This window comes from Nocardioides sp. CPCC 205120 (assembly GCF_048654585.1).
In the GTDB taxonomy this organism is placed as follows: Bacteria; Actinomycetota; Actinomycetes; order Propionibacteriales; family Nocardioidaceae; genus Nocardioides.
The window spans coordinates 1,746,486-1,770,982 of record NZ_JBMCYY010000001.1 but is presented as its reverse complement, the minus strand read 5'-3'; the positions used below and the strand labels follow the sequence as shown (position 1 = coordinate 1,770,982).

21 protein-coding genes and 1 riboswitch are annotated in these 24,497 nt (G+C 74.4%); of the genes, 7 read left to right on the top strand and 14 right to left on the bottom strand.

Annotation, left to right across the window (positions count from 1 at the left end; all coding sequences use genetic code 11):
* Positions 1-53 precede the first annotated feature (53 nt).
* A complete protein-coding gene (locus ACOACO_RS08255) occupies positions 54-641 on the bottom strand; it encodes a dienelactone hydrolase family protein (RefSeq protein WP_420295760.1) in 588 nt (195 codons plus the stop codon).
* An 84-nt stretch (positions 642-725) separates the two neighbouring features.
* Here ACOACO_RS08255 and ACOACO_RS08250 point away from each other — a divergent pair, with 84 nt between their 5' ends.
* Positions 726-1,745 carry a TIGR01777 family oxidoreductase gene (locus ACOACO_RS08250; protein WP_420295759.1) on the top strand — a complete coding sequence of 340 codons (1,020 nt, stop codon included), beginning with the start codon at positions 726-728 and terminating at the stop codon, positions 1,743-1,745.
* Here the strand turns inward: ACOACO_RS08250 and ACOACO_RS08245 are convergent.
* Entirely contained in the window at positions 1,729-2,091 is a 363-nt protein-coding gene (locus tag ACOACO_RS08245) for a nuclear transport factor 2 family protein (protein WP_420295758.1), read from the bottom strand. The genes ACOACO_RS08250 and ACOACO_RS08245 overlap by 17 nt on opposite strands.
* A gap of 118 nt (positions 2,092-2,209) precedes the next feature.
* On the opposite strand from ACOACO_RS08245, the gene ACOACO_RS08240 reads away from it, so the two are divergent.
* A complete protein-coding gene (locus ACOACO_RS08240) occupies positions 2,210-2,737 on the top strand; it encodes a MarR family winged helix-turn-helix transcriptional regulator (RefSeq protein ID WP_420295757.1) in 528 nt (175 codons plus the stop codon).
* Positions 2,738-2,774: 37 nt separating this feature from the next.
* On the opposite strand, the gene ACOACO_RS08235 is transcribed toward ACOACO_RS08240, so the two are convergent.
* The 10 genes from ACOACO_RS08235 to ACOACO_RS08190 form a co-directional block, all read right to left on the bottom strand.
* A complete protein-coding gene (locus ACOACO_RS08235) occupies positions 2,775-3,848 on the bottom strand; it encodes an ABC transporter substrate-binding protein (RefSeq protein ID WP_420295756.1) in 1,074 nt (357 codons plus the stop codon).
* Complete coding sequence (locus ACOACO_RS08230; RefSeq protein WP_420295755.1) at positions 3,845-4,714, bottom strand: ABC transporter ATP-binding protein; 870 nt, start codon at positions 4,712-4,714, stop codon at positions 3,845-3,847. Before ACOACO_RS08230 ends, ACOACO_RS08235 begins: the two co-directional genes overlap by 4 nt.
* Entirely contained in the window at positions 4,711-5,775 is a 1,065-nt protein-coding gene (locus ACOACO_RS08225) for a FecCD family ABC transporter permease (RefSeq protein ID WP_420295754.1), read from the bottom strand. Before ACOACO_RS08225 ends, ACOACO_RS08230 begins: the two co-directional genes overlap by 4 nt.
* A gap of 127 nt (positions 5,776-5,902) precedes the next feature.
* A riboswitch (cobalamin riboswitch) is annotated at positions 5,903-6,085 on the bottom strand.
* Positions 6,086-6,117: 32 nt separating this feature from the next.
* Positions 6,118-6,954 carry a lytic murein transglycosylase gene (locus ACOACO_RS08220; RefSeq protein ID WP_420295753.1) on the bottom strand — a complete coding sequence of 279 codons (837 nt, stop codon included), beginning with the start codon at positions 6,952-6,954 and terminating at the stop codon, positions 6,118-6,120.
* Positions 6,951-7,862, bottom strand: a complete 912-nt coding sequence (locus ACOACO_RS08215; RefSeq protein ID WP_420295752.1) for an anchored repeat-type ABC transporter permease subunit — start codon at positions 7,860-7,862, stop codon at positions 6,951-6,953. Before ACOACO_RS08215 ends, ACOACO_RS08220 begins: the two co-directional genes overlap by 4 nt.
* Positions 7,859-8,617 (bottom strand): anchored repeat-type ABC transporter ATP-binding subunit, encoded by a 759-nt coding sequence (locus ACOACO_RS08210; RefSeq protein WP_420295751.1) that lies wholly within the window; start codon positions 8,615-8,617, stop codon positions 7,859-7,861. The genes ACOACO_RS08215 and ACOACO_RS08210 overlap by 4 nt, the downstream gene beginning before the upstream one ends.
* Complete coding sequence (locus ACOACO_RS08205) at positions 8,614-9,702, bottom strand: choice-of-anchor M domain-containing protein (RefSeq protein ID WP_420295750.1); 1,089 nt, start codon at positions 9,700-9,702, stop codon at positions 8,614-8,616. Before ACOACO_RS08205 ends, ACOACO_RS08210 begins: the two co-directional genes overlap by 4 nt.
* A 101-nt stretch (positions 9,703-9,803) precedes the next feature.
* On the bottom strand, positions 9,804-11,411 hold the full coding sequence (locus tag ACOACO_RS08200; protein WP_420295749.1) for an anchored repeat ABC transporter, substrate-binding protein: 1,608 nt from the start codon (positions 11,409-11,411) through the stop codon (positions 9,804-9,806).
* Positions 11,381-13,888, bottom strand: a complete 2,508-nt coding sequence (locus ACOACO_RS08195; RefSeq protein ID WP_420295748.1) for a TIGR03773 family transporter-associated surface protein — start codon at positions 13,886-13,888, stop codon at positions 11,381-11,383. The genes ACOACO_RS08200 and ACOACO_RS08195 overlap by 31 nt, the downstream gene beginning before the upstream one ends.
* A gap of 112 nt (positions 13,889-14,000) precedes the next feature.
* On the bottom strand, positions 14,001-16,835 hold the full coding sequence (locus ACOACO_RS08190) for a choice-of-anchor M domain-containing protein (RefSeq protein ID WP_420295747.1): 2,835 nt from the start codon (positions 16,833-16,835) through the stop codon (positions 14,001-14,003).
* A gap of 214 nt (positions 16,836-17,049) precedes the next feature.
* Here ACOACO_RS08190 and ACOACO_RS08185 point away from each other — a divergent pair, with 214 nt between their 5' ends.
* Positions 17,050-17,247 carry a hypothetical protein gene (locus ACOACO_RS08185; RefSeq protein ID WP_420295746.1) on the top strand — a complete coding sequence of 66 codons (198 nt, stop codon included), beginning with the start codon at positions 17,050-17,052 and terminating at the stop codon, positions 17,245-17,247.
* 229 nt (positions 17,248-17,476) lie between these two features.
* Here the strand turns inward: ACOACO_RS08185 and ACOACO_RS08180 are convergent, their stop codons facing one another.
* A complete protein-coding gene (locus ACOACO_RS08180; RefSeq protein WP_420295745.1) occupies positions 17,477-18,994 on the bottom strand; it encodes a protein kinase domain-containing protein in 1,518 nt (505 codons plus the stop codon).
* A 440-nt stretch (positions 18,995-19,434) separates the two neighbouring features.
* Here ACOACO_RS08180 and ACOACO_RS08175 point away from each other — a divergent pair, with 440 nt between their 5' ends.
* From ACOACO_RS08175 to ACOACO_RS08160, 4 genes are all read left to right on the top strand, one after another.
* A complete protein-coding gene (locus tag ACOACO_RS08175; protein ID WP_420295744.1) occupies positions 19,435-20,418 on the top strand; it encodes a siderophore ABC transporter substrate-binding protein in 984 nt (327 codons plus the stop codon).
* Positions 20,419-20,491: 73 nt separating this feature from the next.
* Complete coding sequence (locus ACOACO_RS08170; protein WP_420295743.1) at positions 20,492-21,478, top strand: iron chelate uptake ABC transporter family permease subunit; 987 nt, start codon at positions 20,492-20,494, stop codon at positions 21,476-21,478.
* A complete protein-coding gene (locus tag ACOACO_RS08165) occupies positions 21,471-22,547 on the top strand; it encodes an iron chelate uptake ABC transporter family permease subunit (protein ID WP_420295742.1) in 1,077 nt (358 codons plus the stop codon). Before ACOACO_RS08170 ends, ACOACO_RS08165 begins: the two co-directional genes overlap by 8 nt.
* A complete protein-coding gene (locus ACOACO_RS08160) occupies positions 22,544-23,299 on the top strand; it encodes an ABC transporter ATP-binding protein (protein WP_420295741.1) in 756 nt (251 codons plus the stop codon). The genes ACOACO_RS08165 and ACOACO_RS08160 overlap by 4 nt, the downstream gene beginning before the upstream one ends.
* A 66-nt stretch (positions 23,300-23,365) precedes the next feature.
* Here the strand turns inward: ACOACO_RS08160 and ychF are convergent, their stop codons facing one another.
* Entirely contained in the window at positions 23,366-24,442 is a 1,077-nt protein-coding gene (ychF, locus tag ACOACO_RS08155) for a redox-regulated ATPase YchF (protein ID WP_420295740.1), read from the bottom strand.
* Positions 24,443-24,497: the final 55 nt, after the last annotated feature.

Genomic DNA, 24,497 nt, shown 5'->3' with positions numbered 1-24,497 from the left:
CGGCTCGCTCCACCCCCGGCGTCGGCTCCCGCGTCGGCTCCCGCCGCGGGCGCTCAGCCGCGGGCGTCGGCCTGCGCCAGGAAGGCCAGCACGCGGTCGGTGAGCAGGGCCGCGGCCTCCTCGTCGTACGACGGCAGCGTCGGGTCGGCGAACAGGTGCGCGTCCCCGGGGTAGAGGAAGAGCTCGCCGCCCTCGACCTGCGCGGTGAGCGCCCGGGCGACGTCGAGGTCGCCCTCGCCCGCGAAGTACGGGTCGTCGCTCATGCCGTGCACCTGCACCGGCACGTCGTCGGGCCAGCGGTCGCCGAACTCGCTGGGCGGCACGCACGCCTCCAGCAGCAGCGCGCCACGGGCGCTCGGACGACCCTGCGCGAGCATCTGGGCGGGCAGCACCCCGAGGGAGAACCCGGCGTACACCAGCTCCTGCGGCAGGTCACCGACCGCCGCCGCCCCGCGTTGCAGCATCGCGGGGAAGCCGATGTCGGCGACGTGGTTGACCCCGTCGACCACCGAGTCGAACGTGCGCCCGTCGAAGAGGTCGGGCGTGTGCACCTCGTGTCCGCCCCCGCGCAGGCGCTCGGCGAACCCGAGGACGCCGTCCGTCAGGCCCTGGGCGTGGTGGAACAGGACGACGGTGGCCATGGCTGCCTCCTCGACTCGGGTACGGCGGCCACCCTAGGCCCGCGCCCTATTTGAACGCGTTCAGTTCTGCGTTACGGTCACCCCATGAAGATCGTGATCCCCGGTGGGACCGGGCAGGTCGGAGGCATCCTGCGGCGCGCGCTGGCGGCGGAGGGCCACGACGTCGTCGTGCTGAGCCGCCGTCCCGAGGCGCTCGAGCCGGGCGTGCGGCACGCCGTGTGGGACGGGCGCACGGTCGGCCCGTGGGCCGCGGAGGTCGACGGGGCGGACGCCGTGGTCAACCTCGCCGGCCGTTCCGTCAACTGCCGCTACACCGACCGCAACCTGCGCCAGATGATGGACTCGCGCGTGGAGTCGACCCGCGCCGTCGGGCAGGCGATCGCGCAGGCCGGGCGCCCGCCCCGCGTGTGGCTGCAGATGAGCACCGCGACGATCTACGCCGACACCCGCGGCCCCGCCCACGACGAGGCGCACGGCGTGATCGGCGGCGAGGAGCCCCACGTGCCCCTGTACTGGGAGTACAGCGTGCGCATCGCACGGAGCTGGGAGGCGGCGCAGGCGGAGGCCGCGACGCCGGCCACGCGTCGGGTGGCACTGCGCACCGCCCTCGTGATGAGCCCGGACCGCGGCGGCATCCTCGACTACCTGCTGTGGATGGCGCGGCTCGGCGTCGGCGGGCCGGTGGCCGGCGGGGGCCAGTACGTGTCGTGGATCCACGCCGACGACCTCGTCCGCGCCGTGCTGCTGCTCCTCGAGCGCGACGACATCGAGGGACCGGTCAACGTCGCTGCGCCCGAGCCGCTCCCCCAAAGCGACCTCATGCGGGCCCTGCGCCGCGAGTGGGGGCACCGCCCCGGGCTGCCGGCGACGCGGTGGATGGCGACCCTCGGGGCGTTCGCGCTGCGCAGCGACACCGAGCTGCTCCTCAAGAGCCGGCGGGTGGTGCCCGGGCGCCTGCTGGAGGCCGGGTTCACCTTCGAGCACCCGACGTGGCCCGGCGCCGCGGCCGACCTCGTGCGGCAGGTGCGCTCGCGACGACACGACGAGCCGCCCCGGCCGGGGGCCGCACCACGCCGGGCGCGGCCGCTCAGGGAGCGATCGTGAGCGCGGCGATCCTCCCGTCCTGCAGCGTGAAGCGGTAGCCCAGGTCGACCGTCCCGCCGGGGAAGTCGCCCTCGAGGTGGGCCAGCACGCGCCACTCGTCGTCGCCGAGCCGCTCCTGCCCGACGTACGTCGTCGTGAACCGGTACTCGCTCGACGAGCGGGCGAGCCAGGTCCGGATCTCGTCGAGCCCCGTGTAGGTCGAGCCGTCGTCGACGACGACGGCCGACGGGCCGAACGTAGCGGCGGCCCGCTCGACGTCACGGGTCTCGCCGTCGTACCCGCTCAGGTACGCGTGGACGGCCTCCGGCAGGAGCTCCGGGCGGTAGGGGTCGTGGGTGGTGTCCATGGGTTCCTCCTCCGCGGGTCGACGCCCTCGCGCCACCCGATTTACTGTCCTTACGGACACAATAACCGGCGAGGTGGGTGGTCCATTCCCTCCTGCGGCTGCGCCTAGAGTCGTCTCCATGGCGGACGAACCGAGCACGGCGCGGGACCCTCGCGCCCGCCGTCCGGAGGACTTCCCCTACCGCTCGCGCCTGCTGGCCGGCCTCAGCGCGCTCATCCTGCTGTGGGAGTCCCCCACCCTGCAGAGCGAGATCCTGACCCGCAGCGGCGAGGCGATCGACCAGCCGTCGCACCAGGCGCTGCGCCACCTGCTCGCGTGGGGCCCGATGCGGCCCTCCGCCCTCGCCGAGGCGCTCGGGACCGGCGCCTCCAACGTCAGCAAGATCGTCGGGCGGCTCGAGCGGGCGGCGCTCGTGGAGCGGGCCACCGACCCCTCGGACACCCGGGCGACCCTCGTCAGCCTGACCGACGCGGGCACCGAGGCGGCACGCCACGTCTACGCGCTGGGCGACGACATGATCCGCGAGGTGCTCGCCTCGTGGTCGGAGGAGGACGTCGCCACCCTCACCGCCCTGACCGAGCGGTTCGTCGACGACGCGATCGAGGCCGCCGAGCACATGCGCCGCCGCGGGCTGCAGCGGCCCTAGCCCGGCCGCTCCCCCGCCGCGACCGCCGGGACCCCGGTCAGTCGACCCAGTCGTTCCCGGGCAGCTCGTCGAGCGCCGTGATGTCGAGCGTCGGCTCGATGCCCGACTCCGGGGCGAACCCGAAGTGCTCGACCGCGCGTCGTACCCACTCGGCGGCGTCGATGTTGAGCGGGCCCGAGACCCACAGCGCGTAGGGCAGGTTCACGAACCGCTCCTCGCGCACCGCGGCGAGGTCGCGCGAGGCCGGGTTGGAGCGGAGCACCTCGACCTTGTCCTCGAACGACTGCCCCGGGTAGTCGACGAAGAAGATGACGTCGGGGTCGGCGGCGGCCAGCGTCTCCCAGCCGACCTCGGTCCACGTGTCGTCGACGTCGGCCGTGGCGCTCGTGACGCCCGCGGCGTCGAAGATCGCCTGGGGCCCGCCGTACGAGCCCGAGGTGAAGATCGCGTCGGTGCCGGAGTCGAAGAGGAACGCCGTCGGGGCCTCCTCGGGCTGCGGCGCCTGCTCCAGCGCGGTACGGCGGGCCTCGATGTCGGCGACGACCCGCTCGGCGGTCGCGGCGTGGCCGGTGAGCTCGCCGATGTTGCGCAGGTCGGTCGTCAGCGCCGTCCAGGCGTCCATCGTGCCGCGGCCGCCGTCGCCCTGCTGGCAGGTCTCGCTCAGCAGGTACGTCGCGATGCCGTGCTCCTCGACCATCTCGGGCACGAGGTTGCGGGCCTCGCTGAACCCGTAGCCCCACCCGGCGAACATCAGCTGCGGGTCGACGGCCAGCACGTTCTCGAGCGTCGGGAACTGGTCGCCCACGACCCGGAGGTCGTCGACGCGGTCGTCGGGGTAGGCGAGCTCGAGCACGTCCTGGTCGCGCTCGACGCCGGTGACGGCGACGAGCTCGTCGCGCGCACCCGCGGCGAGGGCGATCGAGATGATCCCGCCGTCGTAGGCGTAGAGCTCGGTGACGGGCTCGGCGACGGTGAGGTCCTCCCCGCAGTTCTCCACGGTGATCCCGCCCCCCGCCGCCGGGGCGGCGCCGTCGGAGCCGCACCCGCCGAGCAGCGAGGCACCGAGGGCGAGGGAGACGACGCCGACGCGGCGGGCGGGGCTGCTGCTCACGGGTGGTCCTTCCGGGGGTGGATCAGGAGGTGGGACTGGTCGAGGTGGGGGTGGGCGACCTGCGTCGACCCGACCCCGAAGTGGGCCGCCACGTTCGGCGCGCTCAGCACGTCCTCGGGACGGCCGACGGCGACGAGCCCGGCGGGCCCGGAGCCGCGCTGCTCGGGTTCGGCCCAGCCGACGACGGCCAGGAGGTCGAAGAAGCGCAGCGCCAGGTCGAGGTCGTGGACGGTGGCGACGAGGGTCTCGGCGCGCTCGGCGAGCACCTCCAGCAGGCGCAGCTGCCAGGCGACGTCGAGGTGGTTGGTGGGCTCGTCGAGGAGCATCACCGGGCACTGCTGGGCCAGGCCGCGGGCCAGCACCGCACGACGCCGCTCGCCGCCGGAGAGCTGGTCGCAGGGGTCGTCGACCCGGTCCGCGAGCCCCACGGCGGCCAGGGAGGCGAGCACCACCTCGCGCTCCGCCGTACCCCCGCGGGACCACGGGCGGGCGCGCGGGACGCGGCCGAGCGCCACCATCTCGCCGACGAGCAGCTCGGCCGCGACCACCTCCTCCTGGGGCACGTAGGCCAGGCGGCGGGCGCGCTCCCGGATGGGGACGTCGTGGCTGTCCTCGAGCCGTCCGGCGGCGTCCGCGATCAGCACGTCCCCGGCGCCGGGGTGGAGCACCCCGGCCAGCACCCGCAGGAGGGTCGTCTTGCCGGCGCCGTTCACGCCGACGATGCCGAGCCGGCGTCCCCGCGGCACGTCGAGGTGCACGTCGCGCAGCACCTCCCGACCGCCGAGGCGGGCGGTGACGCCCCGCAGGCGCAGGGCCAGGTCGGGCCCGCCGCCGGCCCCGCCGTCGGGGCCGTGGTCCGGGCTCACCGGCCGCCCCCGAACTCGTAGCGGCCCCGGCCCATCAGCAGCAGGAAGAGCGGCGCGCCGACGACGCCGGTCACGACCCCCAGCGGGATCTCCTGCGGCCGCACCGCGAGGCGGGCCACCACGTCGACCCACAGGAGGAACAGGCCGCCGCCGAGCGCCGCCACGGGCAGCACCACCCGGTGCTGCGCCCCGACGACCAGCCGCGCCGCGTGGGGCACGATCAGGCCGACGAAGCCGATGCCCCCGCTGACGGCGACGAGCACGCCGACGAGCACCGCGAGGCCGACGAAGAGGGCCGTGCGGAGACCGGTGACGCTCACGCCCAGCGCCGAGGCGGTCTCGGGTCCCGCGGCCAGCGCATCCATCCACCGGTGGATCGCGACCATCGCCACGGCGGCCACGACGACGACGAGGGCGGGGATCCAGAGCTTCTCCCAGGTGGCGCCACCGACGCTCCCGAGCATCCAGAACATCACCGAGTTGGCGGCGCGCGGGTCGTCGCTGAGGAAGACGAGGAACGAGGCGATGGCCGACAGCCCGGAGGACAGCACGACCCCGGAGAGCACGAGGCGCAGCGGCGTCAGCCCGCCCTGTGCGGTCGCCACGAGCCAGACGAGCAGCGCCGCCACGAGGGCGCCCAGCAGGGCTCCGACAGAGATCGCGTAGATGCCGAGCGCGCCGAGCACGCCCATCGTGATGACCGCGGTGGCGCCGACCGACGCGCCCGAGCTGATCCCGAGCAGGTAGGGGTCGGCCAACGGGTTGCGCACCAGCGTCTGCATGCCCGCGCCGGCGACCGCCAGGCCCGCGCCCACGACGAACGCCAGGAGCGCCCGCGGCAGCCGGAGCTCCCACACGATGACGTCCCAGCGGCCCGGCTCGCGCCCGGTCAGGCGGTCGGTCACCGCGGACACGACCTCCCCCACGGGGATCGCCTCGGAGCCGAACGCCAGGGAGACGACGACGCTGGCGAGCGCGGCCGCAGCCAGGACGAGGGTGAGCGGCCAGAACGGCAGCCGGCGGCGGGGACGCGCGGTCCGGGTCCGCTTCCCGTGGCTCACGGGGTGCGGCCGCGGGCGGGCTCGGGGGCAGGGCCGGGGGCGCCCCTGCGGGCGGGGCGAGCAGGACGAGGTGACGGGTCCACCGCGGGAGGCCTCTCGGGTCCGGGGCCCTGTGCGCGAGGGCCCGCTGTCGAACACGTGAGCCGACAGGTCTTCGGACTCGGGATCGTCCGACGACACCGCCTTCCCAGGGCTCCCGCCCCAGTGGCACCTGGTGTCGCCGTCTCCCTCACCGCTGCGCGCCAGTCCCGGATTCCCACCGGTGTTCCCTGGCATCCCTCAGGATGCGATCGACTCGGTCCGGAACGTAGCACGGCGTCGCGGGGCGCGGGGCCCGCGGTCTCAGCGCCCGGCGGCGGCCCCGATGCGCTCGGCCTCGTCGGCGACCTGGTTCACGTAGGCGACGTCGGCGTTGTAGGCCGTCACCGCCGAGATCCACGCCGTCGGCTCGGTCAGCACCCCACCCGTGGCGCACAGGTACGTCGCGGCGGAGAGCGCGGCGTCGTCGATGCTGTCGGGGTCGGGCGTCCCGTCGCCGTCACCGTCCGCCGCGTGCTCGCGCCACGTGGCGGGGACGAACTGCATCGGCCCCACCGCCCGGTCCCAGGTGGTGTCCCCGTCGAGCTCGCCGCCGTCGGTGTCCGCGACCGCGGCCACGCCGTCGCCGTCGAGGGGCACGCCGAGGATCCGGGGCAGGGCCCGCCCGTCGGCACCCACGACCGCTCCCCCGATGCGCCCGTGGTCGGACTCCACGGCCCCGATCGCGGCCAGCGTGTTCCACCCCAGGCCGCACCCGGGCGCGCTCGAGGCGACGGCGAGGGAGGCGCCGGCGTACGCCGCGAGCGCCCGCTCCGGCACGCCCGTCGTCGCCGCGGTGCTCGCGACCCACGCCGCGTCGACGAGGTCGGTCACGGGACCGGCGGCCCCGTCGGTCCCGTCGACCGTGCCCGCGGCGTCGCCGTCCGGCTCGGCCGGTGCCGCGGGGAAGGTCCGGGGCGCGGTCGGGTCCACGGCGGGGGCCGACGTGGGCGGCGACGCAGGGCTGCGACCGTCGTCGCTGCGCGCGTCGACCACCCCCGCGGCGACGGCCCCGAGCCCCAGCACGGCGAGGGCGCAGGAGGTGGCGAGCAGCGCCGTACGCCCGCGGTCGGGGCGCTTCCCCGAGCCGACCCGGCTCATCGGAGGTCCCCCGCCGCGCCGACCGGAACGGGTACGACGGGAGCCGACGCCCGCGCCTGCCCGCGGGCGGTGCGCGCCGTGCGGAGCGCACCGCCGAGGGTCCACACCAGCAGGAACACGGCGGTCAGGACGAGCACCACGGTGCCGCCGGTCGGGAGGTCGAACGACCACGACAGGTAGAGGCCGACGACGGCGCAGGCGGCGCCGTTCGCGGGGGCCAGCAGCATCATCGCGCCGAGCCGGTCGGTGAGCAGGCGGGCCGTGGCCGCCGGGGTGATGAGGAGCGCGAGCACGAGGATGTTGCCGATCGTCTGGACGGAGATGACCACCGCGAGGGTGACGAGGACGTAGAGGAGCAGGTCGAACCAGAAGACCCGGAGCCCCAGCGCGCGGGCCGACTCGCGGTCGAGCGAGATGGTCACGAGCTCCTTGCCGAGCACGGTGACCAGCACCAGCACGGCGAGTCCGGTGAGACCGACGACCCACAGGTCGCGCGTCGGGATGCCCGCGATCGAGCCGAAGAGGAACTGCTGCAGGCTGCCGGCGTACCCCTGGGCCTGGGAGATGACCACGATGCCGAGCGCGAAGGCGGCGACGAAGAAGACGCCGATGACGGAGTCCTCCTTGAGCCGGCGGTTCTGCGCGAACACGGCGACGAGCACCGCCGTGAGGACGCCGGCGATCGTGCCGCCGAGCACCAGGTTGCCGCCCACGACGAACGCCACGGCCAGGCCGGGGAAGACCGCGTGGGCGACCGCGTCGCCGATGAAGGCCATGCCGCGCAGGACGACGTGGCAGCCGACGACCCCGCACACGACCGAGCTCATGACGAGCACCGCGAGGGCCTTGGGCAGGAACGACAGGTCGGGGTTGAGCAGGTCGGTGAGGAACTCGGCGGGCGACATCACGCCGCCTCGAGCACGCGCACGAGCACGCGGAGCAGCGCGGAGTCGGGACCGACGCCGAACGTGTCCATCCACGCCTGCGGGCTCGCCGCCAGCTCGGCCGGGGTGCCGGTGGCGACCACCCGGCGCTGCAGCAGGGCGATGCGGTCGCAGGTGTCGAGGGCGCCCAGCAGGTCGTGGGTCGTCATCAGCACCGCCCGGCCCTCGCGGGCCAGACCGGTGAACAGCTCGGACAGCAGCTCCTGGGTGGGCAGGTCGAGCCCCGTGAAGGGCTCGTCGAGCAGCAGCACGGCGGGCCGCTGCACGAGGGCGCGGGCGACGAGCACCCGCTGGCGCTGGCCCCCGGACAGCTGGCCGACGGGCCGCTCGGCGAGCTCGCGCATGCGGACGCGGTCCAGCGCCTCGGCGACCGCCTCCCAGTGCCGGCGCCGCGGCTGCCGACCGAGGCCGACCTGCCGGGTCAGGCCCGTCATGACGACACCGGCGACCGAGGCCGGGAAGTCCCACGCGAACTCGTGGCGCTGCGGCACGTAGCCGATCGGGGCGCGGCCCGGACGCGCCGGGCGGCCGTCGACCTCCACCCGTCCGGCCGAGGGGCGCACGAGGCCGAGCGTCGTGCGCAGGAGCGTCGTCTTGCCCGCGCCGTTGGGGCCGATGAGGCCCACCAGCTCGCCGCGGGCGACGGCGAGGTCGACGCCGTCGAGGACGCGCCGCCCACCCAGCTCGACGGCGACGCCGTCCAGCACCAGCGCGCTCACGCGCGGACCTCCTCGTCCTCGCGCGGTCCGCCCCGCAGCACGCGGTCGCGCTCGCGACGTCCCCGCACCAGCGCGACGACGACCCCCGCCACGAGGGCGAGGCCCACGGCGGCGATCGCCACGACGAGCACCACGGTGAGCGTGTCCCGGCCCCCGTCCGCCGCGGCGTCCTCGCCGGACGCGGCCGGCGCCGTGCCGTCCGCCGGCTGCGCCACCACGTCGCCGCCCGCTCCGGCGCCGGCCGCGCCGCGGTCGCCACCCTCCCAGGTCGCGGCGAGCGCGTCCTGCGGCGACGTGGCGGTGCCGACCGCGAAGCGCACCACCTGGGTGTCGCTGACCGTCGTGCCGTCGACCAGGTCGGCCTCGGCCGTCAGCTGCAGGAGGTAGACGCCCGGCTCGGTGAAGACCCAGTTGGCGTGGGTGTGGGTGTTGACGTCGACCCAGACGGGCTGCGGCTCGCTGACGCGCGAGTCCCACAGCACCTGCGGCTCGCCGAACGACCCGGACTGCAGGTAGACGGTGGCGGTCCCGGGTCCCTGCACCCCGGTGAGCGACAGCGTGACGCCCCGGTCGATGCTCTCCATGACCCCGGGGTCCTGGGTGTTCCACCCGACCCAGACCACGTCGGGGTCCTGCGTCTGCGGCATCACCCAGACGTCCGCGCCGGGCTCGGCGCCGAGGAAGGCGTACGCCGGGTCCTCCGGCACGCTCAGCCGGCCCTCGTCGAGGATGTGCAGGACCGTCTCGTCGGGGTGGCGCCACACGCTCTGCCCGCCGGCCTCGCCGCGGGCCACGTCGTCGTGGACGAGGAACGTCCACTCGCCGTCGACGAGCTTCGGGCCCATGTCGACGTGGCCGGAGGTGAGCACCCGCTCCCCCCGCACGACCGGCTGGTCCGCCTCGACGGTCTGGTCGAGGCCTCCGGGGTCGTCGGTGGGCTCGGCGGCCCCCGCGGGCGGTGACGCACCCGGCCCGGCGACGAGCAGCAGCGGCACCAGGGCCGTGAGGGCGGCGAGCGCCGCGCGGGCCGGTCGGCCGCGGCGGGACGGACGGGGGTGGGGCCGGCGGGGCCCGGTGGCGGTCATGCGTGGTGCTCCTCTGCTGCCGCCGGTGGCGGTGCTGGCGGGGACGGTGGTGGACAGGACGGGCGGATCGGGACGGGGGTGGGCGGTGCGGTGGCGGCGCGTCACGGGCCCAGGCACTCGCGCAGGGAGTCGGCGTTGAACCGCACCAGCTCGACGTACGACGTCACGCGGTCGTCGAAGGTGTCGCCGTAGATGGCGCACACCCGCACCCCGGTCTCGGCCGCGAGCTCGGAGAGCGTGCTCGATCGGGCGGCGAGGTTGGGCTCGAGGAACACCGCGGGGATCTCGAGCGTGCGCAGGGTCTGGGTGAGCTTGCGCCGGTCGGCCAGGGACGGCTCGACCGCCGGGTTCGGCGTCACGAAGCCGGCGACCTCGATGCCGTACGCCGCGGCCAGGTAGCCGAAGGCGTCGTGCGTGGTGACGAGGTAGCGCCGCGCGGGCGGGATCGCGTCGATCGCGGCCTGGACGTAGGCGTCGACCTCCTCGAGCTCCGCGAGGTAGGCCTCGGTGTTCGCCCGGTACTCCCGCGCGCCGGCCGGGTCTGCCTCGATGAGCGTGTCGCGGATCAGCTGGGCGTAGGCCATCGTGTTGCCCACGTCCTGCCACAGGTGGGGGTCGATCTCCCCGTGCACGTGCTTGCCCAGCACGGCCTGGGCGAGCTGGTAGACCCGGGTCCCGGGGCGGCCGAGGAAGTCGTGCCCGGCACCTTCGGGCACCTCGTCGAGCGCGCGGGGCGGCACGTCGACGACGACGCGGGACGCGTCGTACGTGGTCTGGGTGTGCTCGCCGCCGCCCGAGGGGTCGTGGACGACGACGACGGCGCCCTCGTCGAGGTCGGCGGTGACGTCGGCGTGGCCCTCGGAGAGCACCACGGGATCCGTGATGCCCGCCTCGGCGGCCGCCTCGTGCGGGTTCACCCCGACCGCGAAGGTCACGGTCGCCTCACCGACGTCGACGGGCCGGCTGGTGCTGTCGACCTGTAGCCGGGCCCGGAAGGTGAGCGTGTAGGTGCCCGGCTCGTCGAAGGCCCACGACAGGTGGGTGTGGGCGTCGACGGGCAGCGTCATCGTGTCGTCGCCGTACCCGTCCGCGGCGTCGAAGCCGTCGGAGGAGTCGAGGTAGACGTCGGTGTCGCCGAAGGTGCCCGTGAGGTAGGCGTGCACGTCGCCCGGCCCGGTGGCGTCGACGGCCGAGACGAGCACCTGCGAGGCCCGGGTCGCGCCCTGCTCCGCGGCGTCGCCCCGGGCCCGCATGCCGAGCCAGACCGTGTCCAGGTCGACGTGCTCGACGAGCGGGATCAGCTCGGCGGCGTACTTCACCGACTCCTCCGCCAGCGACACGTTGGGCGCCCCGGCCGGCAGGTTGGCGTCGAGGGTGCGGATGACGTTGTGCTCCTCCAGCAGCGCGTAGTTGCTGAACGCGACGTCCGCGTAGACCACGTTCCGGGCGTCGCGCAGCGTCGGCTCGTAGGAGTGCGGGTCCCCGCCGGCCCGCACGATCGAGGCCACGTCGACCCGGTCGCCGCCGACCCGGCCCACGAGGTCGGCGAGCAGCGGGGTGGTCGTGACGACCTGGAGCCGCCCGCTGTCGGCGGACAGCAGCGGGGACGCGGTGCACGCGGTCCCGGTCGTCAGCGCCACCGCGAGGCCGGCGGCGGCGAGCCCGCGGCGTACCCCGCTCACGGCGTCGGCACCGGACGCCGCTGCCACCACAGCAGGGCGGTCCCGCCCGAGCCGAGCAGCAGCAGGCCGCCGAGCACGCCGAGCAGCAGGGGCACGGCGTCGCCCCCGTCGTCCTCGCCGCGGGCGTCGGCCACGCGCACCGCGTCCTCCTCGCCCTCCAGCGCCACGAGCCCGCCGTCCGCGGGCACCGCGGCCGCCTGCGCGGCCGCCCGGGCGACGAGCGCCTCGTCACCCCCGGCGGCCAGGGCCGGACCGCACGCGGTGCCGGCCCCCGCGCCGGCACCGGTACGGACGACCGCGGCCGCCGGGTCGACGTCACCCACCGCGACCGTCAGGGTCTCGGTGTCGCTGGACCGCGTGCCGTCCGCCAGCGTCGCGGTCTGGGTCATCCGGAGCCGGTAGACCCCCGGCGCGGAGAAGGCCCAGTTCGCGTGGGCGTGGACGCCCAGCGGGATCGAGTACGACGACCCCGGCCCGGCGAGCACGACCTCGTCGACGCCGCCGAACGCGCCGGTGAGGAACACGCTGACCCGCCCGGGGCCGTCGACGGCGTCCAGGCGCCAGTCGACGGCGCCGCGCACGTTCCCGGTGTTGAGGGACTCCGTGTTCCACCCGAGCCAGACGAGGTCGGGGTTCTGCGTCTGCGGCACCTGCCACACCCGGGAGCCGGCGGCGCCCACCGCGCCGAAGCCGGCGGGGAGGGTGACGGCCGCGGACGGCTTCACCCACAGCACGACGCCCTCGGGCTCGCGGTAGACCTTGCGGCCCGACGTGTCGTCGCCGACCGACGACTGCAGCCGGCCGTCGACCACGCGCGACGCGTAGTCCACGTGGCCGGCGGACAGCACCGTGACCTGCGGGACGCACGGCCGGGCGGGGGTCGTGCGGGCCGGCGGGGTCGACCCGGCGGCCGCACCGCCCCCGTCCCCCGGCGGGGGCGGCGTGGTGCCACCGGGCTCGGTGTCGACCGTCTCCCCGCAGCGGGCCGGGTCGAGGCCGGTGACGTCGGCGGTGCCGACGGCGACGGCGAGCACGAACTGGTCGGCCGAGGTCGCGCCCGAGGCGAGCCGGGTGGCGCGCTCCATCGACAGGCAGTAGGTGCCCTGGGCGGTGAACGCCCACGAACCGTGGGCGTGCGTGTTCTTCGGGATCGTCACGGTGTCCGCGGCGTCGAGGCCGTCGCGGGAGCTCATGAGGACGTCGACCCCACCCAGGACCGTCGAGGACGGCCGGTAGAGCGCGAGGTGCCCCGGGCCCGAGAGGTCGGTGAGCCGCCAGCTGACGCCGCCCTGCGTGGCCGCCGCAGGGATCTCCTCGGTCGACCAGCCGGGCCAGAGCAGCCCTGCCTGCTGGGTGTGCGAGACCTGCCACACCGGGCTGCCGGGCGCACCCAGGAACGCGTACGTCGGACCCGCCGGCACCTGGGCCCGCGTGCGGGGCAGGAGCTGCAGCACCGTCTCGTCGGGCCGGCGCCACACCGGACGGGTGGCGGACGTGGTGGTGTCCTTCACGAGGGTGTCGAGACGCCCGTCGGTCAGCACCGACGCGACGTCGACGTGGCCGTCGTTGAGCACCGTGGCCCCGGCGCGGTTGACCGTGCCGTTGGGGACGTCCCACGTCCCGCCGGGGGTCGGTCCGGGGGTGGGTCCCGGGTCCGGGGTGGGGTCGGGGGTGGGGTCCGGCGTGGGGTCGGGGTCGGGGTCGGGGCCCGGGTCGGGGTCGGGGCCCGGGTCGGGGTCGGGGCCCGGGTCGACCCCGCCGGCGCAGTCCGCGGGGTCCACGGAGCGCACGTCGGTCTCGCCGACGGCGACGGCGAGGTGGAACGCGTCGACGGTCCGACCTCCCGACGCCCGCTGCGCGGAGCGCTCGAAGGCGAGGCAGTAGGTGCCCTGGGCGGTGAACGCCCAGGAGCCGTGGGCGTGGGTGTTCGGCGCGACGGTGAGGGTGTCGGCCGCCGAGATCCCGTCGCGGCTCGAGAGGAGCACGCGCGTGGCGCCGAGGCTCCCGGGGTCGGAGGCGTGGAGGACGAAGTCGCCCGGGCCGTCGACGCCCTCCAGCGACCACCGCACGCCGCCCGGGATGGCCGCCGGGTCGATGGCCTCGGTGGACCAGCCCGGCCAGAGCAGGCCCTCCTGCTGGGTCTCGGCGACCTGCCACACGGGGTCGCCGGGGGCGCCGAGGAAGTCGAAGCCCTGCGCGGGGATGGTCGCGCGGGAGGCGGGCAGCAGCTGCAGCACGGTCGTGGCGGGGTCGCGGTACACGGGTGCGCCGGCCGTGCCGTCCTTGATCCGCGTGGTCAGCTCGCCGGCCTCCAGCAGGGACGCGACGTCGACGTGGCCGTCGTTCAGCACGACGGCGCCGGCGGCGTTGACGGTGCCGTTGGGAACGTCCCACGGGGCCGCGGCGGCGGCCGCGGACGACGGGGACGGGTGCAGCGCGGCGACGAGGGGCACCGCGAGGGCGAGCACGGCGAGGGGCACGAGGCGGGACGGGCGGTGACGCACGGGGACTTCTCTCCAGGGTGGGGACGAGGCGGACGGCCCGCCCGTCGTCCCCGGGACGGGTGTCCCGGGGACGACGGGTGGAGCGCCGAGGCTGGGCCGCTCGGTGGGTCGCTCAGGGGCGACCGGTCGGGGTGGCCCAGATCCAGAAGTGGCGCTGGGTCGTGCGGTAGGTGTCGTCGTGCGGCACGAAGACGACGCCCACCTGGTAGCTGCCCTTGACCTGCGGCAGGACGGGGGTGGCCACCTGGCGGCGGGTGCCGTCGTACGCGTAGGCCGTGGCCGTGACCTGCCCGGTGCCCGCACGGCGGGTCGTGACGAACACGGTGCCGGTGACGGCCTCGCCGTCGTGGCCCTCGAAGAACACCGAGATGGGCTTGGCCGTGCCGAGGCGGCCGTACTGCCACGGGCCCGCGGGCGAGATGCTCGACCCCGTGCCCACCGACCCGGGCTGCGGGAGCGCGGGGACGTCGGGCTCGGCGGCAGGAGCCACGTCCAGTGTCACCGGGGCCGACGGGCCGTAGGCGACGGCGCCGTCGGGACGCACCACGCTCGCGGTCACCTGCGCGCCGTCGAGCTCGGTCGTCGCGGGGAACGCGTACGTCGCACCCGTCGCCCCCTCGACCGTGACGGGCTCGCCGCCACCGGCGGGCGTGAGCGTCCACCGGTAGGTGTCGAGCACGGTGGCCGGCGCGACGGACGCGGTCAGCTCGACCGTCTCGCCCGCCGTGACCTGCTCGGCGCCGCCCGCGACCGTGACGACCTGCCGCGGGGCGGCACCGTGGTCGTCGACGTGGATCGCGACCGGCTCGGTCGTGACGGTCTCGTCGGTGCCGGCGAACGTCAGCGTCGCCCGCACCTGCACGCCCTCGAGCGCCTGCTCGGCCACGAGGTCGTGCGAGAGGCCCTCGGCGCCGGGGAGCGTCGTCCACTCCTCGGTGCCCGGCCAGCGCCACTGCCAGGCGACGGTGTCGCCCTCGGCGAGACCGGGGTCGGCGACGAGGTCGAGGTTGATCGCCCCGCCCTGGTGGTAGTGCCCGCCGAGGCCCTGGAAGAAGAAGACCTGCTCGTCGGCGTCCGCCGTCGAGACGTTGATCGCGACGCTGGCCTGGCCGGCGTAGACGTCCTCGCCGTCGGCGCCCGCACCGGGGCGGACCGCGATGAGGTAGAGCAGACCGCCGTCGAGGTCGGCCGTCACGGGCATCTCGACGCTGAGCGCCTCGGGGCCCGTGCCGCGCTCGATCTCGGTGTTCACCCACGGGTCGGCGTCGAAGTTCGAGTACTGCCAGACGTAGGTCAGGCCCTCGGCGGCGGGGAAGACGGTGCCGGTGGCCCGCAGCGTGCTGCCGTCGCGGTAGACGCCCTGGACGCCCTCGATGAGGACCTCGCGGTTGCGGATGTCCACTGCGATCGGGGCCGACTGGGCAACGGCGACACCGTCGCGCACGGCCTGCACGGCCCACTCGCCGACGGTGTCGAAGGTCGGGACGGCCTCGAGCGCGCCGTCGGTGACGACCGCGCCCGGCACCTCGGACCACGTGTAGCCGTTGCTGCGGTGGACGAGGCGCAGGGTCTCGCCCGCACCCTCGCGAGCGGTGACCGCGACGCGGTGCGGCTCCCCGACGTACGTCGCGCCCGTCTGCTCGAGGCGCGCCTCGACGGGGGCGGAGGTCGGGGCGACCGTCACCCGCTGCCACGGGGTGCTCTGCACGACGGTGCGGCCCTCGACCAGCTCGACAGCGAGCTCGTACCCGTCCCAGCCCATGTCGGCGACGAGCTCGAGACGGCCGGCGGCGGCCTCGGTGCCGGTGCCGCTGACGACCATGCTGGAGGCGTCGCTGCCGGCCACGCGGGCCAGCCAGCGGTAGCTCTGCCCCTCGGCGAGGGTCGCGCCGACGACGCGCGCCGTGAGCGGGTCGCCGGCCGTGTAGCCGTCCCGGAGACCGTGGATGCCGAACTCCGCGCCGTCCGGCTCCTCGGTCACGACGACCGAGGTGGCCGCGGAGGTCGAGGCGGCGGCGAGGTTGGCGACCGACGGCACGAAGCGGGCGGTGATGGCGTGCGTGCCGACCGTCAGGGCGTCGGTGGTGAACCGCGCCGCGCCGTCGACGACCGCCTCGTGGCCCAGCACCCGCTCGCCGGCGAGGAGCTCGACGTACCCGGCGGCCTCGGCCGGCGCCACGGTGGCCGCCAGCTCGAGGGTGTCGCCGAGCACCAGGCGCTCGCTCGACGCGCTCAGCGTGGTCGTCGTGGCGACGGCCTCGGGGAGGTCTCCCACGACGAAGGTGTACGTCGCGGTGTCGCGCTGCGGCTGACCGCCGACCGTGACCGTCGCCTCGACGCCGACCTCGTAGGTGCCGGGGGCCGTGAACGCCCAGTTGGCGTGCATGTGGGTGCGCCCGATGGTGAAGGTGCGGAACGTGTCCTCGTCGGAGGACCACAGGCGGTTGGGCTGACCGAAGTTGCCGCTGGTGAAGAGCTCGAGGTCGCCCGGACCCTCGAGGCTCGTCAGCGTGAACGTGGTGCGGTTGCCCTCCACGCCCCCGACCGGGATCGACTCGGTGGAGAAGCCCGGCCACAGCTGGGACGGGCCGGGGTTGGACTCGGGCGCGATCCAGACCTGCGTGCCGGCCGGCGCGACGAACTCGTAGCCCGCGGGCACGGTCATCACGGAGTCGTCGTCGACGTGGAACCAGGTGGTGTCGGGGTCGAGGCGCGTGCCGTTGCCCTCGGGGACGTCGGCCTTCGACCCGAGTGCGAAGGCACCGGCGTCGAGGAACGTGGAGACGGCGTCGGTGTGGACGTCCTGCAGGACGCGGTGCTCCCGCGGGGCCGGGGCCGGCCCCTCGGCGGCACCCGCGGGTGCGGCGGGCAGGGCCAGCGCACCGAGACCGGTCGCCAGCGCGACGACCAGGCCGACCGCACGAGGCGGTGTTGACGTGGGGTTCACGGGTCTTCTCTCTTCTCGGGTCACGACGGCTCGCCGCGTCCGGGCATGCGGACCCAGGGACGAGGTCGACGAGCGACGCTCTTGCGAACGATTTTCATTATTGACTAGGCATTCGCTGAGCGCCACCTGTGACGGGAAGAAATCGCGCGGGGACGCGGTGGTCCGGCAACGGAGAGGGGTGCGCAGGCGCGGCACCTGCGTCAGACTGCTGGGCATGGGTCTGACGTGGGCGGTCGTGGCGGCGCTGGCCGCCCTCCCCCTGGCGCTCGCCGTGCTCACGGCGCGCGGCAGTCGGCGGCGGGGCGCGGGACGGGTGCGCGCCGCGCTCGCGGGCGCGCTGTTCCCCGTGACGTGGGTGGCGTGGTACCTCGTGGACGCGCCGCCGCGGTGGTGGCACGCGACGCACGGCTGACCGGTACGGCGCGCGCCGTACCGGTCGGGGTGGATCAGGTCCTGCGGGTCAGGCCCTGCGGGTCAGGCCCGGTGGGTCAGAGGACGACCAGCACCAGCACGAGCAGCGCGGTGAGTGCGAGGGAGAGCAGGATCGAGCCGAAGCAACCGAGGCGGTTGCTGAAGAACAGGAACACGGGGGCCTCCGGGGGTAGGCGTGGTCCGGGGCAGGTACCCGCCCTGGCGCTCGGTCAGCCGGCGACCTCGTCGTCGACGATGAGGTAGCCGCCGTCGCCGCGTTCCAGGTAGAGGCGGCGCACCTCGCTCTCCGAGGAGCCGTCGCTGGTGTAGGTGAGCGTCACGTCCACCGCGCCCTCCCCCGCCGGCTGGACGTCGTCCACGGTCACGGCGTCGATCGTCGACCAGAAGCCCTGGTAGTCGGCGAGGCTCCCGACCTCGTCCTGGAACCCGCTGCCGAGCATGGCCCAGGCCGTCCCGGTGTCGCCGGGCAGCGCGCCGTAGTAGGCCTCGACGAACTGCGCCCGTTCGGCGTCCTCGTCCGGGGCGGACGTGGTCGTGGTCGGCTCGGGGGCGGGAGGGGCCGACGCGGTCGGCTCGGGGCTCGACGGCTCCTCCTCGGTGGCCGTGCTCGCCGGGGCCTCGCTGGAGGAGGTGGCCGGCGCGGGGTCGTCGGCGCTCTCCCGGTCGTCGTCGCCGAGGCCCCACACGAGGAACGCGATGCCGCCCAGGACGGCGACCAGCGCCAGCGCGGCGACGAGCGGCCAGCGGTGCCGCCGGTCGTCGCCGGGGGCGCCGGGGCCGTCGGGGCCGACGGGCAGCGCGGCGGGTGCCGGCTCGGGCGGCACGGGCGGGGTCGCGGGCGGGACCACGGCCTCCGGGGCCGTGGACGTCGGCGCGACCGGGGCGGCGAACGCGCCCGTCCGCGGCGTACCCCCGCCGGCCCCGTGCCGCTGGTGGAGGCGGCGCAGCGCGTGGGCGGCGTCGTCCATCGACCACCGGGAGACCGGGTCGGGGTCCATCATCCGGGCGAGCGCGTCACCGAGGAGGCCCGCCCGCTGCGGCTGGGGCGGTCGCTGGGTGGCGATGGTGACGAGCAGGGCGATGGCGTTCGACTGCTCGGGGAACGGCGGTGCGCCCTCGACGGCCGCGTAGAGCGTCGCCCCGAGCGCCCACACGTCGGCGGCCGGGCTCGGGTCCTCGCCGCGGGCGAGCTCCGGGGAGAAGTACGCCGGGCTGCCGACGACGATGTCGGAGCGGGTCAGGTGGTCGTCGCCGGTGGTGCGGGCGATGCCGAAGTCGGAGATCTTCGCGACGTCGTCCTCGGTGACCAGGATGTTGCCGGGCTTGACGTCGCGGTGCACCGTGCCGCGGGCGTGGGCCGCCACCAGCCCGTCGGCCACCTGGGCCCCGATCCACGCGACGCGCTCGGGGGGCAGCGGGCCCTCCTGGGCGACGATCTGCGACAGGGTGCGCCCGGCGACGTACTCCATGACGAGCCAGATGTGGTCGCCGTCCTGGATGGCGTCGTACACCGAGACGACGTTGCGGTGGTTCAGCGCCGCGAGCGAGCGGGCCTCCCGCATCGCGCGGGCCAGGTCGGGGATCGACTCTCCCGGCAGCTTGCCGACCTGCTTCGCGGCCACCGCCCGTCCGAGGACCTCGTCGTGGCACAACCAGACGCTGCCCATGCCCCCGCGCCCGATCTCCCGCTCGACGCGGTAGCGGCCGGCGATGGTCTGCGGCGGCATGCGGCTCCTCCTCCGGCTCGGCTGCTCGTTCGGCTGGGTCGTGCTCCGCACCCGTTACCCACCGGGCTCGCCGGCCACGCTCCCACGGCGGGTGAACGCCCCGGTCGTGGGTACCGGTCCTCCATGAGACTGTTGCGAGGCGCTGCCATGATCGGGATCGGCAAGAAGCTGTACGACGAGGCCCGGAAGCCGCACAACCAGGCGAAGATCAAGAACGCCGTGGCGTCGGCGAAGAACCGGCGCGCCAAGCCCAAGCGCTGACACCCACGCTCGTCGTCGGCGGCTGATCGCCTCCGACGGCGGGCGTGCGTGCCATGAGCGAGGGCGGCCCCGTCCACCGGTCGACCCCCTGGGTCGCCGGAGGCCGCCGAGAGGATAAGTTAGGCAAACCTACCCTGATCTTCGGGTGGGCTTCCCTCACGACCTCCGAAGGAACTCTCGTGGTCCTCCCCCGCAAGGCTGCCCTGCTCTCGCTCGTCGCCGTCGCGCCGCTGGCCCTCGCCGGCTGCGCCTCGGGCGAGGCCGACGCTGGCCCCTCCACCAGCGCCGAGACCATCGAGGTCACGGACAACTTCGGCACCCAGACCGTGCCCTCCCCGCCGCAGTCGGTCGTCGCGACCGACAACCGCACGTTCGAGACCCTGGCCGATTGGGGCGTCGAGCTGAGCGCGGGTGCCGTCGCCCTGATGCCGAGCACGAACCCCTACACCGAGGACGAGTCGATCGTCGACATCGGCACCCACAACGAGCCCGACCTCGAGGCCGTCGTCGCTGCGGAGCCGGACCTCATCATCAACGGCCAGCGCTTCGCCACCTTCCGCGAGGACTTCCAGTCCCTCGCCCCGGACGCCGCCATCGTCGAGCTCGACCCCCGGGAGGGCGAGCCGCTCGACGAGGAGCTGAAGCGCCAGGTCACCGTGCTGGGCGAGATCTTCGACCGGCAGGAGGAGGCCGAGGCCCTCGTCGCGGACCTCGACGCGGCGATCGAGCGGGTGACCGCGGCGTACGACGCCGCCGACTCGGTCCTCGCCGTCACCGTGTCCGGCGGCGAGATCGGCTACCTCGCGCCCGGCGTGGGACGCACGCTGGGTCCGCTGTACGACATCCTCGGCCTGTCCCCCGCCGTCGAGGTCGACGACGCGAGCGACGACCACCAGGGCGACGACATCTCGGTCGAGGCCATCGCCGACTCGAACCCCGACTGGATCCTCGTGATGGACCGGGACGCGGCCGTCGCCGCGGGCGACTCGTCGTACGAGCCGGCTGCCGAGGTCCTCGAGTCGAGCGAGGCGCTCGCGGGCGTTCCCGCCGTCGAGCAGGACCAGATCGTCTACATGCCGGCGGACACCTACACCAACGAGGGCATCCAGACGTACACCGAGTTCCTCGAGACGTTCGCGGACGCCCTCGAGTCCGCTCGCTGACGTCCGCCCGGCCGGCCGGGTCCGCTCCCCGAGCGCAGCGACCCGGCCGGCCCCTCCAGACAGGTACCTCTCGATGGTGACGTCCACCGCCCCCCGCCTCGGGCGCTCCGGAGGCGGGCTCCTCGATGCCCGGCTCATCGCCGGGATCCTCGCTGTCGCGGCCCTGCTCGCGCTGTCGCTGTTCACCGGCGTCTACGACGTCCTCGGTGGCGAGCGCGGCGCCGAGATGTTCGCGATCACCCGCATCCCCCGCACGGTGGCCCTCGTGCTGGCGGGCGCCGCCATGGCCATGTCGGGGCTGGTCATGCAGCTGCTGACGCAGAACCGCTTCGTCGAGCCGAGCACCACGGGCACGACGGAGTGGGCCGGCCTGGGCCTGCTGGCCGTGCTGCTCCTCGTGCCGGACGCGAGCCTGACGGTCCGCATGCTCGGTGCCGTCGCCGCCGCCTTCGTCGGCACGATGGTCTTCTTCCTCTTCCTGCGCGGCGTCTCGCTGCGCTCCTCGCTCGTGGTGCCCATCATCGGGATCATGCTCGGCGCGGTCGTCAGCTCCGTCTCGACCTTCATCGCCCTGCAGACCGACATGCTCCAGAGCCTGGGCGTGTGGTTCGCGGGCAGCTTCACCTCGGTGCTCCGCGGCCAGTACGAGGTGCTGTGGGTGGTCGCCCTCGTGGTGGTGGCCGTCTTCCTCGTCGCGGACCGGCTCACCGTGGCGGGCCTCGGCCAGGAGGTCGCCACCAACGTCGGGGTGAACTACGACCGGATGATCCTGCTGGGCACCGCGCTGATCGCCATCGCCACCGGCGTGGTCACGGTGGTGGTCGGCAACCTGCCGTTCATCGGCCTGATCGTGCCGAATGTCGTCTCGATGGTGCGCGGCGACGACCTGCGCAGCAACCTCCCCTGGGTCTGCCTGCTGGGCATCGCCATCGTGACCGTCTGCGACCTCGTCGGGCGCACCATCATCGCGCCCTTCGAGGTGCCGGTGTCGCTGGTCCTCGGCGTCGTCGGCGCGGCGGTCTTCGTGCTCCTCCTCCTGCGGCAGCGTCGCCGTGGCTGACGCGCGTCGTACCAGCATCGCCCCGGCCGTGCCGGCCGCGCCGGCCGTGCCGGTTCCGCCGTCGTCCCGGCGCTCCTCGGGACCGCTCGACGCCCCTGGGGTACGGCGGCGCTACTGGCTGGTGGTCACGGCCCTGGCCGCGCTGGCCACCGTGTTCGCGGCCGGCCTGCTCGCCTGGGACAACCCCATGCCCTTCGGCAGCCGCGGCTTCTGGCTGATCGCGGAGCTGCGGGCCACCAACGTCGTGGTCATGCTGCTGGTCGCGTTCTGCCAGGCGCTCGCCACCGTCGGCTTCCAGACCGTCACGAACAACCGCATCATCACGCCGTCGATCATGGGGTTCGAGTCGCTCTACGTCGCCGTGCAGACCTCGGCCGTCTACTTCCTGGGAGCGGCGGGCCTCGTCGCCTTCCAGGGCACGCGGCAGTTCGTGCTGCAGGTGGCCCTCATGGTCGGCTTCTCGCTCGCCCTCTACGGCTGGCTGCTCTCGGGCCGCTACGGCAACCTCCACGTGATGCTGCTCGTCGGCATCGTCATCGGCGGCGGCCTCGGCTCCGTGTCCGCGTTCATGCAGCGCCTGCTGACGCCCAGCGACTTCGACGTCCTCGCCGCGCGCCTGTTCGGCTCGGTCGCCAACGCCGACCCCGACTACTTCCCGGTCGCGATCCCCCTGGCGCTGGTCGCCGGGGCGCTGCTGTGGGGGCGGGCCCGCCGGCTCGACGTGGTCGCGCTCGGGCGTGACGCCGCCACGAGCCTCGGCGTCGCCCACCGCGCCGAGACCATGCGGGTGCTGTTCCTCGTCTCGATCCTCATGGCCGTCTCGACCGCCATGGTCGGCCCCATGACCTTCTTCGGGTTCCTCGTCGCGACGCTGGCCTACCAGTTCGCGGGGACCCACGACCACCGCTACGTCTTCCCCGTCGCGGTGCTCTCGGGCTTCGTCGTGCTGGCCGGGGCGTACTTCACGATGCGCCACGTCTTCTACGCCGAGGGCGTCGTCTCCATCATCATCGAGCTCGTCGGCGGCTCGGTCTTCCTCCTCGTCATCCTGCGAAAGGGCCGTCTGTGATCACGCTCTCCGGCGTCCGCAAGAGCTACGCCCGCGACGCGGTCATCGGGCCCGTCGACCTGACGATCCCGACGGGCGGCATCACGGCGCTCGTCGGCCCGAACGGCGCCGGGAAGTCGACGCTGCTGACGATGGTGGGACGCCTGCTCGGCATCGACGAGGGCGTCATCGAGATCGCCGGGTACGACGTGGCGAGCACCCCCTCGCGCGACCTCGCGAAGGTCGTGTCGATCCTGCGGCAGGAGAACCACTTCGTCACCCGGCTGACCGTGCGCCAGCTCGTCGCCTTCGGCCGGTTCCCCTACTCGCGGGGCCGGCTCACCACCGAGGACGAGGCGGTCATCAGCCGCTCCATCGACTTCCTCGGGCTGGCGGAGCTGGAGGACCGCTTCCTCGACCAGCTCTCGGGTGGTCAGCGGCAGCGGGCGTACGTCGCGATGGTGCTGACCCAGGACACCGAGTTCGTGCTGCTCGACGAGCCCCTCAACAACCTCGACATGCGCCACTCGGTGCAGATGATGCAGCAGCTGCGGCGGGCGGCCGAGGAGCTGGGGCGCACGATCGTCATCGTGCTGCACGACATCAACTTCGCCGGGCACTACGCCGACCACATCTGTGCCGTGAAGGACGGCCGCGTGGTCGAGTTCGGGACGCCGGCGGAGATCATGACGGACGACGTCCTGACCCGGGTGTTCGACACCCCCGTGCAGGTCGTCGAGGGACCGAACGGTCCGCTGGCCGTCTACTACTGAGGTCGACCACCGGGTCGCCGCCCGGGTCGCCGCCCGGGTGGTCGGGTGGGCCGAGGTGGGCTCGGGTCACACGTTGAAGCGGAACTCCACCACGTCGCCGTCGGCCATGACGTAGTCCTTGCCCTCCATGCGGACCTTGCCGGACTCCTTGGCCTTCTGCATCGAGCCCGCGGCGACGAGGTCGTCGAAGGACACGATCTCGGCCTTGATGAAGCCGCGCTGGAAGTCGGTGTGGATGACACCGGCGGCCTCGGGGGCGGTGGAGCCCTTCTTGATCGTCCAGGCCCGCGTCTCCTTGGGGCCGGCGGTCAGGTAGGTCTGCAGGCCGAGCGTGTCGAAGCCGACGCGGGCGAGCACGTCGAGGCCGGGCTCGTCGACGCCGGTCTCGGCGAGCATCTCGCGGGCCTCGTCGTCGTCGCCGAGCTCGACGAGCTCGGCCTCGAACTTGGCGTCGAGGAAGATGGCCTCGCTGGGCGCGACCAGGTCGCGCATCTTCTGCTTGAGCTCCTCGTCGGCGAGCTCGTCGGCGTCGCAGTTGAAGACGTAGATGAAGGGCTTGGCGGTGAGCAGCGACAGCTCGCGCACGAGCTCGCGGTCGACCGAGGTGGCGATGATCGGCGTACCGGCCTCGAGGTGGCCGAGCGCCTCCTTGGCCGCGGCGAGGTTGGCGGCGAGCTCCTTCTTGCCCCGCGCCTCCTTCTCCAGCCGCGGGATCGCCTTCTCCACCGTCTGCAGGTCGGCCAGGATGAGCTCGGTCTGGATGGTCGAGATGTCGTTGGCGGGGTTGACCTCGCCGTCGACGTGGGTGACGTCCTCGTCGCGGAAGACGCGGGTCACCTGGCAGATCGCGGCCGACTCGCGGATGTGGGAGAGGAACTTGTTGCCCAGGCCCTCGCCCTCGCTCGCGCCGCGGACGATGCCGGCGATGTCGACGAACTCGACGGTCGCGGGCAGCACCTTGGCGGAGCCGAAGATCTCCGCGAGCACCGCGAGCCGCTCGTCGGGCACGCCCACGACGCCCACGTTGGGCTCGATCGTGGCGAACGGGTAGTTCGCCGCGAGCACGTCGTTCTTCGTCAACGCGTTGAAGAGCGTCGACTTGCCTGCGTTGGGGAGACCGACGATGCCGATGGTGAGAGCCACGGGGCGCGAGTGTACGGCGCGCCGCACCCGCCGCTCACATCTGCGGCCGTCCCGT

Excerpts from the sequence above, each read along its gene's own strand:
- ACOACO_RS08255 (WP_420295760.1), bottom strand. The coding sequence starts at position 641 with ATGGCCACCGTCGTCCTGTTCCACCACGCCCAGGGCCTGACGGACGGC.
- ACOACO_RS08250 (WP_420295759.1), top strand. The coding sequence starts at position 726 with ATGAAGATCGTGATCCCCGGTGGGACCGGGCAGGTCGGAGGCATCCTG.
- ACOACO_RS08245 (WP_420295758.1), bottom strand. The coding sequence starts at position 2,091 with ATGGACACCACCCACGACCCCTACCGCCCGGAGCTCCTGCCGGAGGCC.
- ACOACO_RS08240 (WP_420295757.1), top strand. The coding sequence starts at position 2,210 with ATGGCGGACGAACCGAGCACGGCGCGGGACCCTCGCGCCCGCCGTCCG.
- ACOACO_RS08220 (WP_420295753.1), bottom strand. The coding sequence starts at position 6,954 with ATGAGCCGGGTCGGCTCGGGGAAGCGCCCCGACCGCGGGCGTACGGCG.
- ACOACO_RS08205 (WP_420295750.1), bottom strand. The coding sequence starts at position 9,702 with ATGACCGCCACCGGGCCCCGCCGGCCCCACCCCCGTCCGTCCCGCCGC.
- ACOACO_RS08185 (WP_420295746.1), top strand. The coding sequence starts at position 17,050 with ATGGGTCTGACGTGGGCGGTCGTGGCGGCGCTGGCCGCCCTCCCCCTG.
- ACOACO_RS08180 (WP_420295745.1), bottom strand. The coding sequence starts at position 18,994 with ATGCCGCCGCAGACCATCGCCGGCCGCTACCGCGTCGAGCGGGAGATC.
- ACOACO_RS08170 (WP_420295743.1), top strand. The coding sequence starts at position 20,492 with ATGGTGACGTCCACCGCCCCCCGCCTCGGGCGCTCCGGAGGCGGGCTC.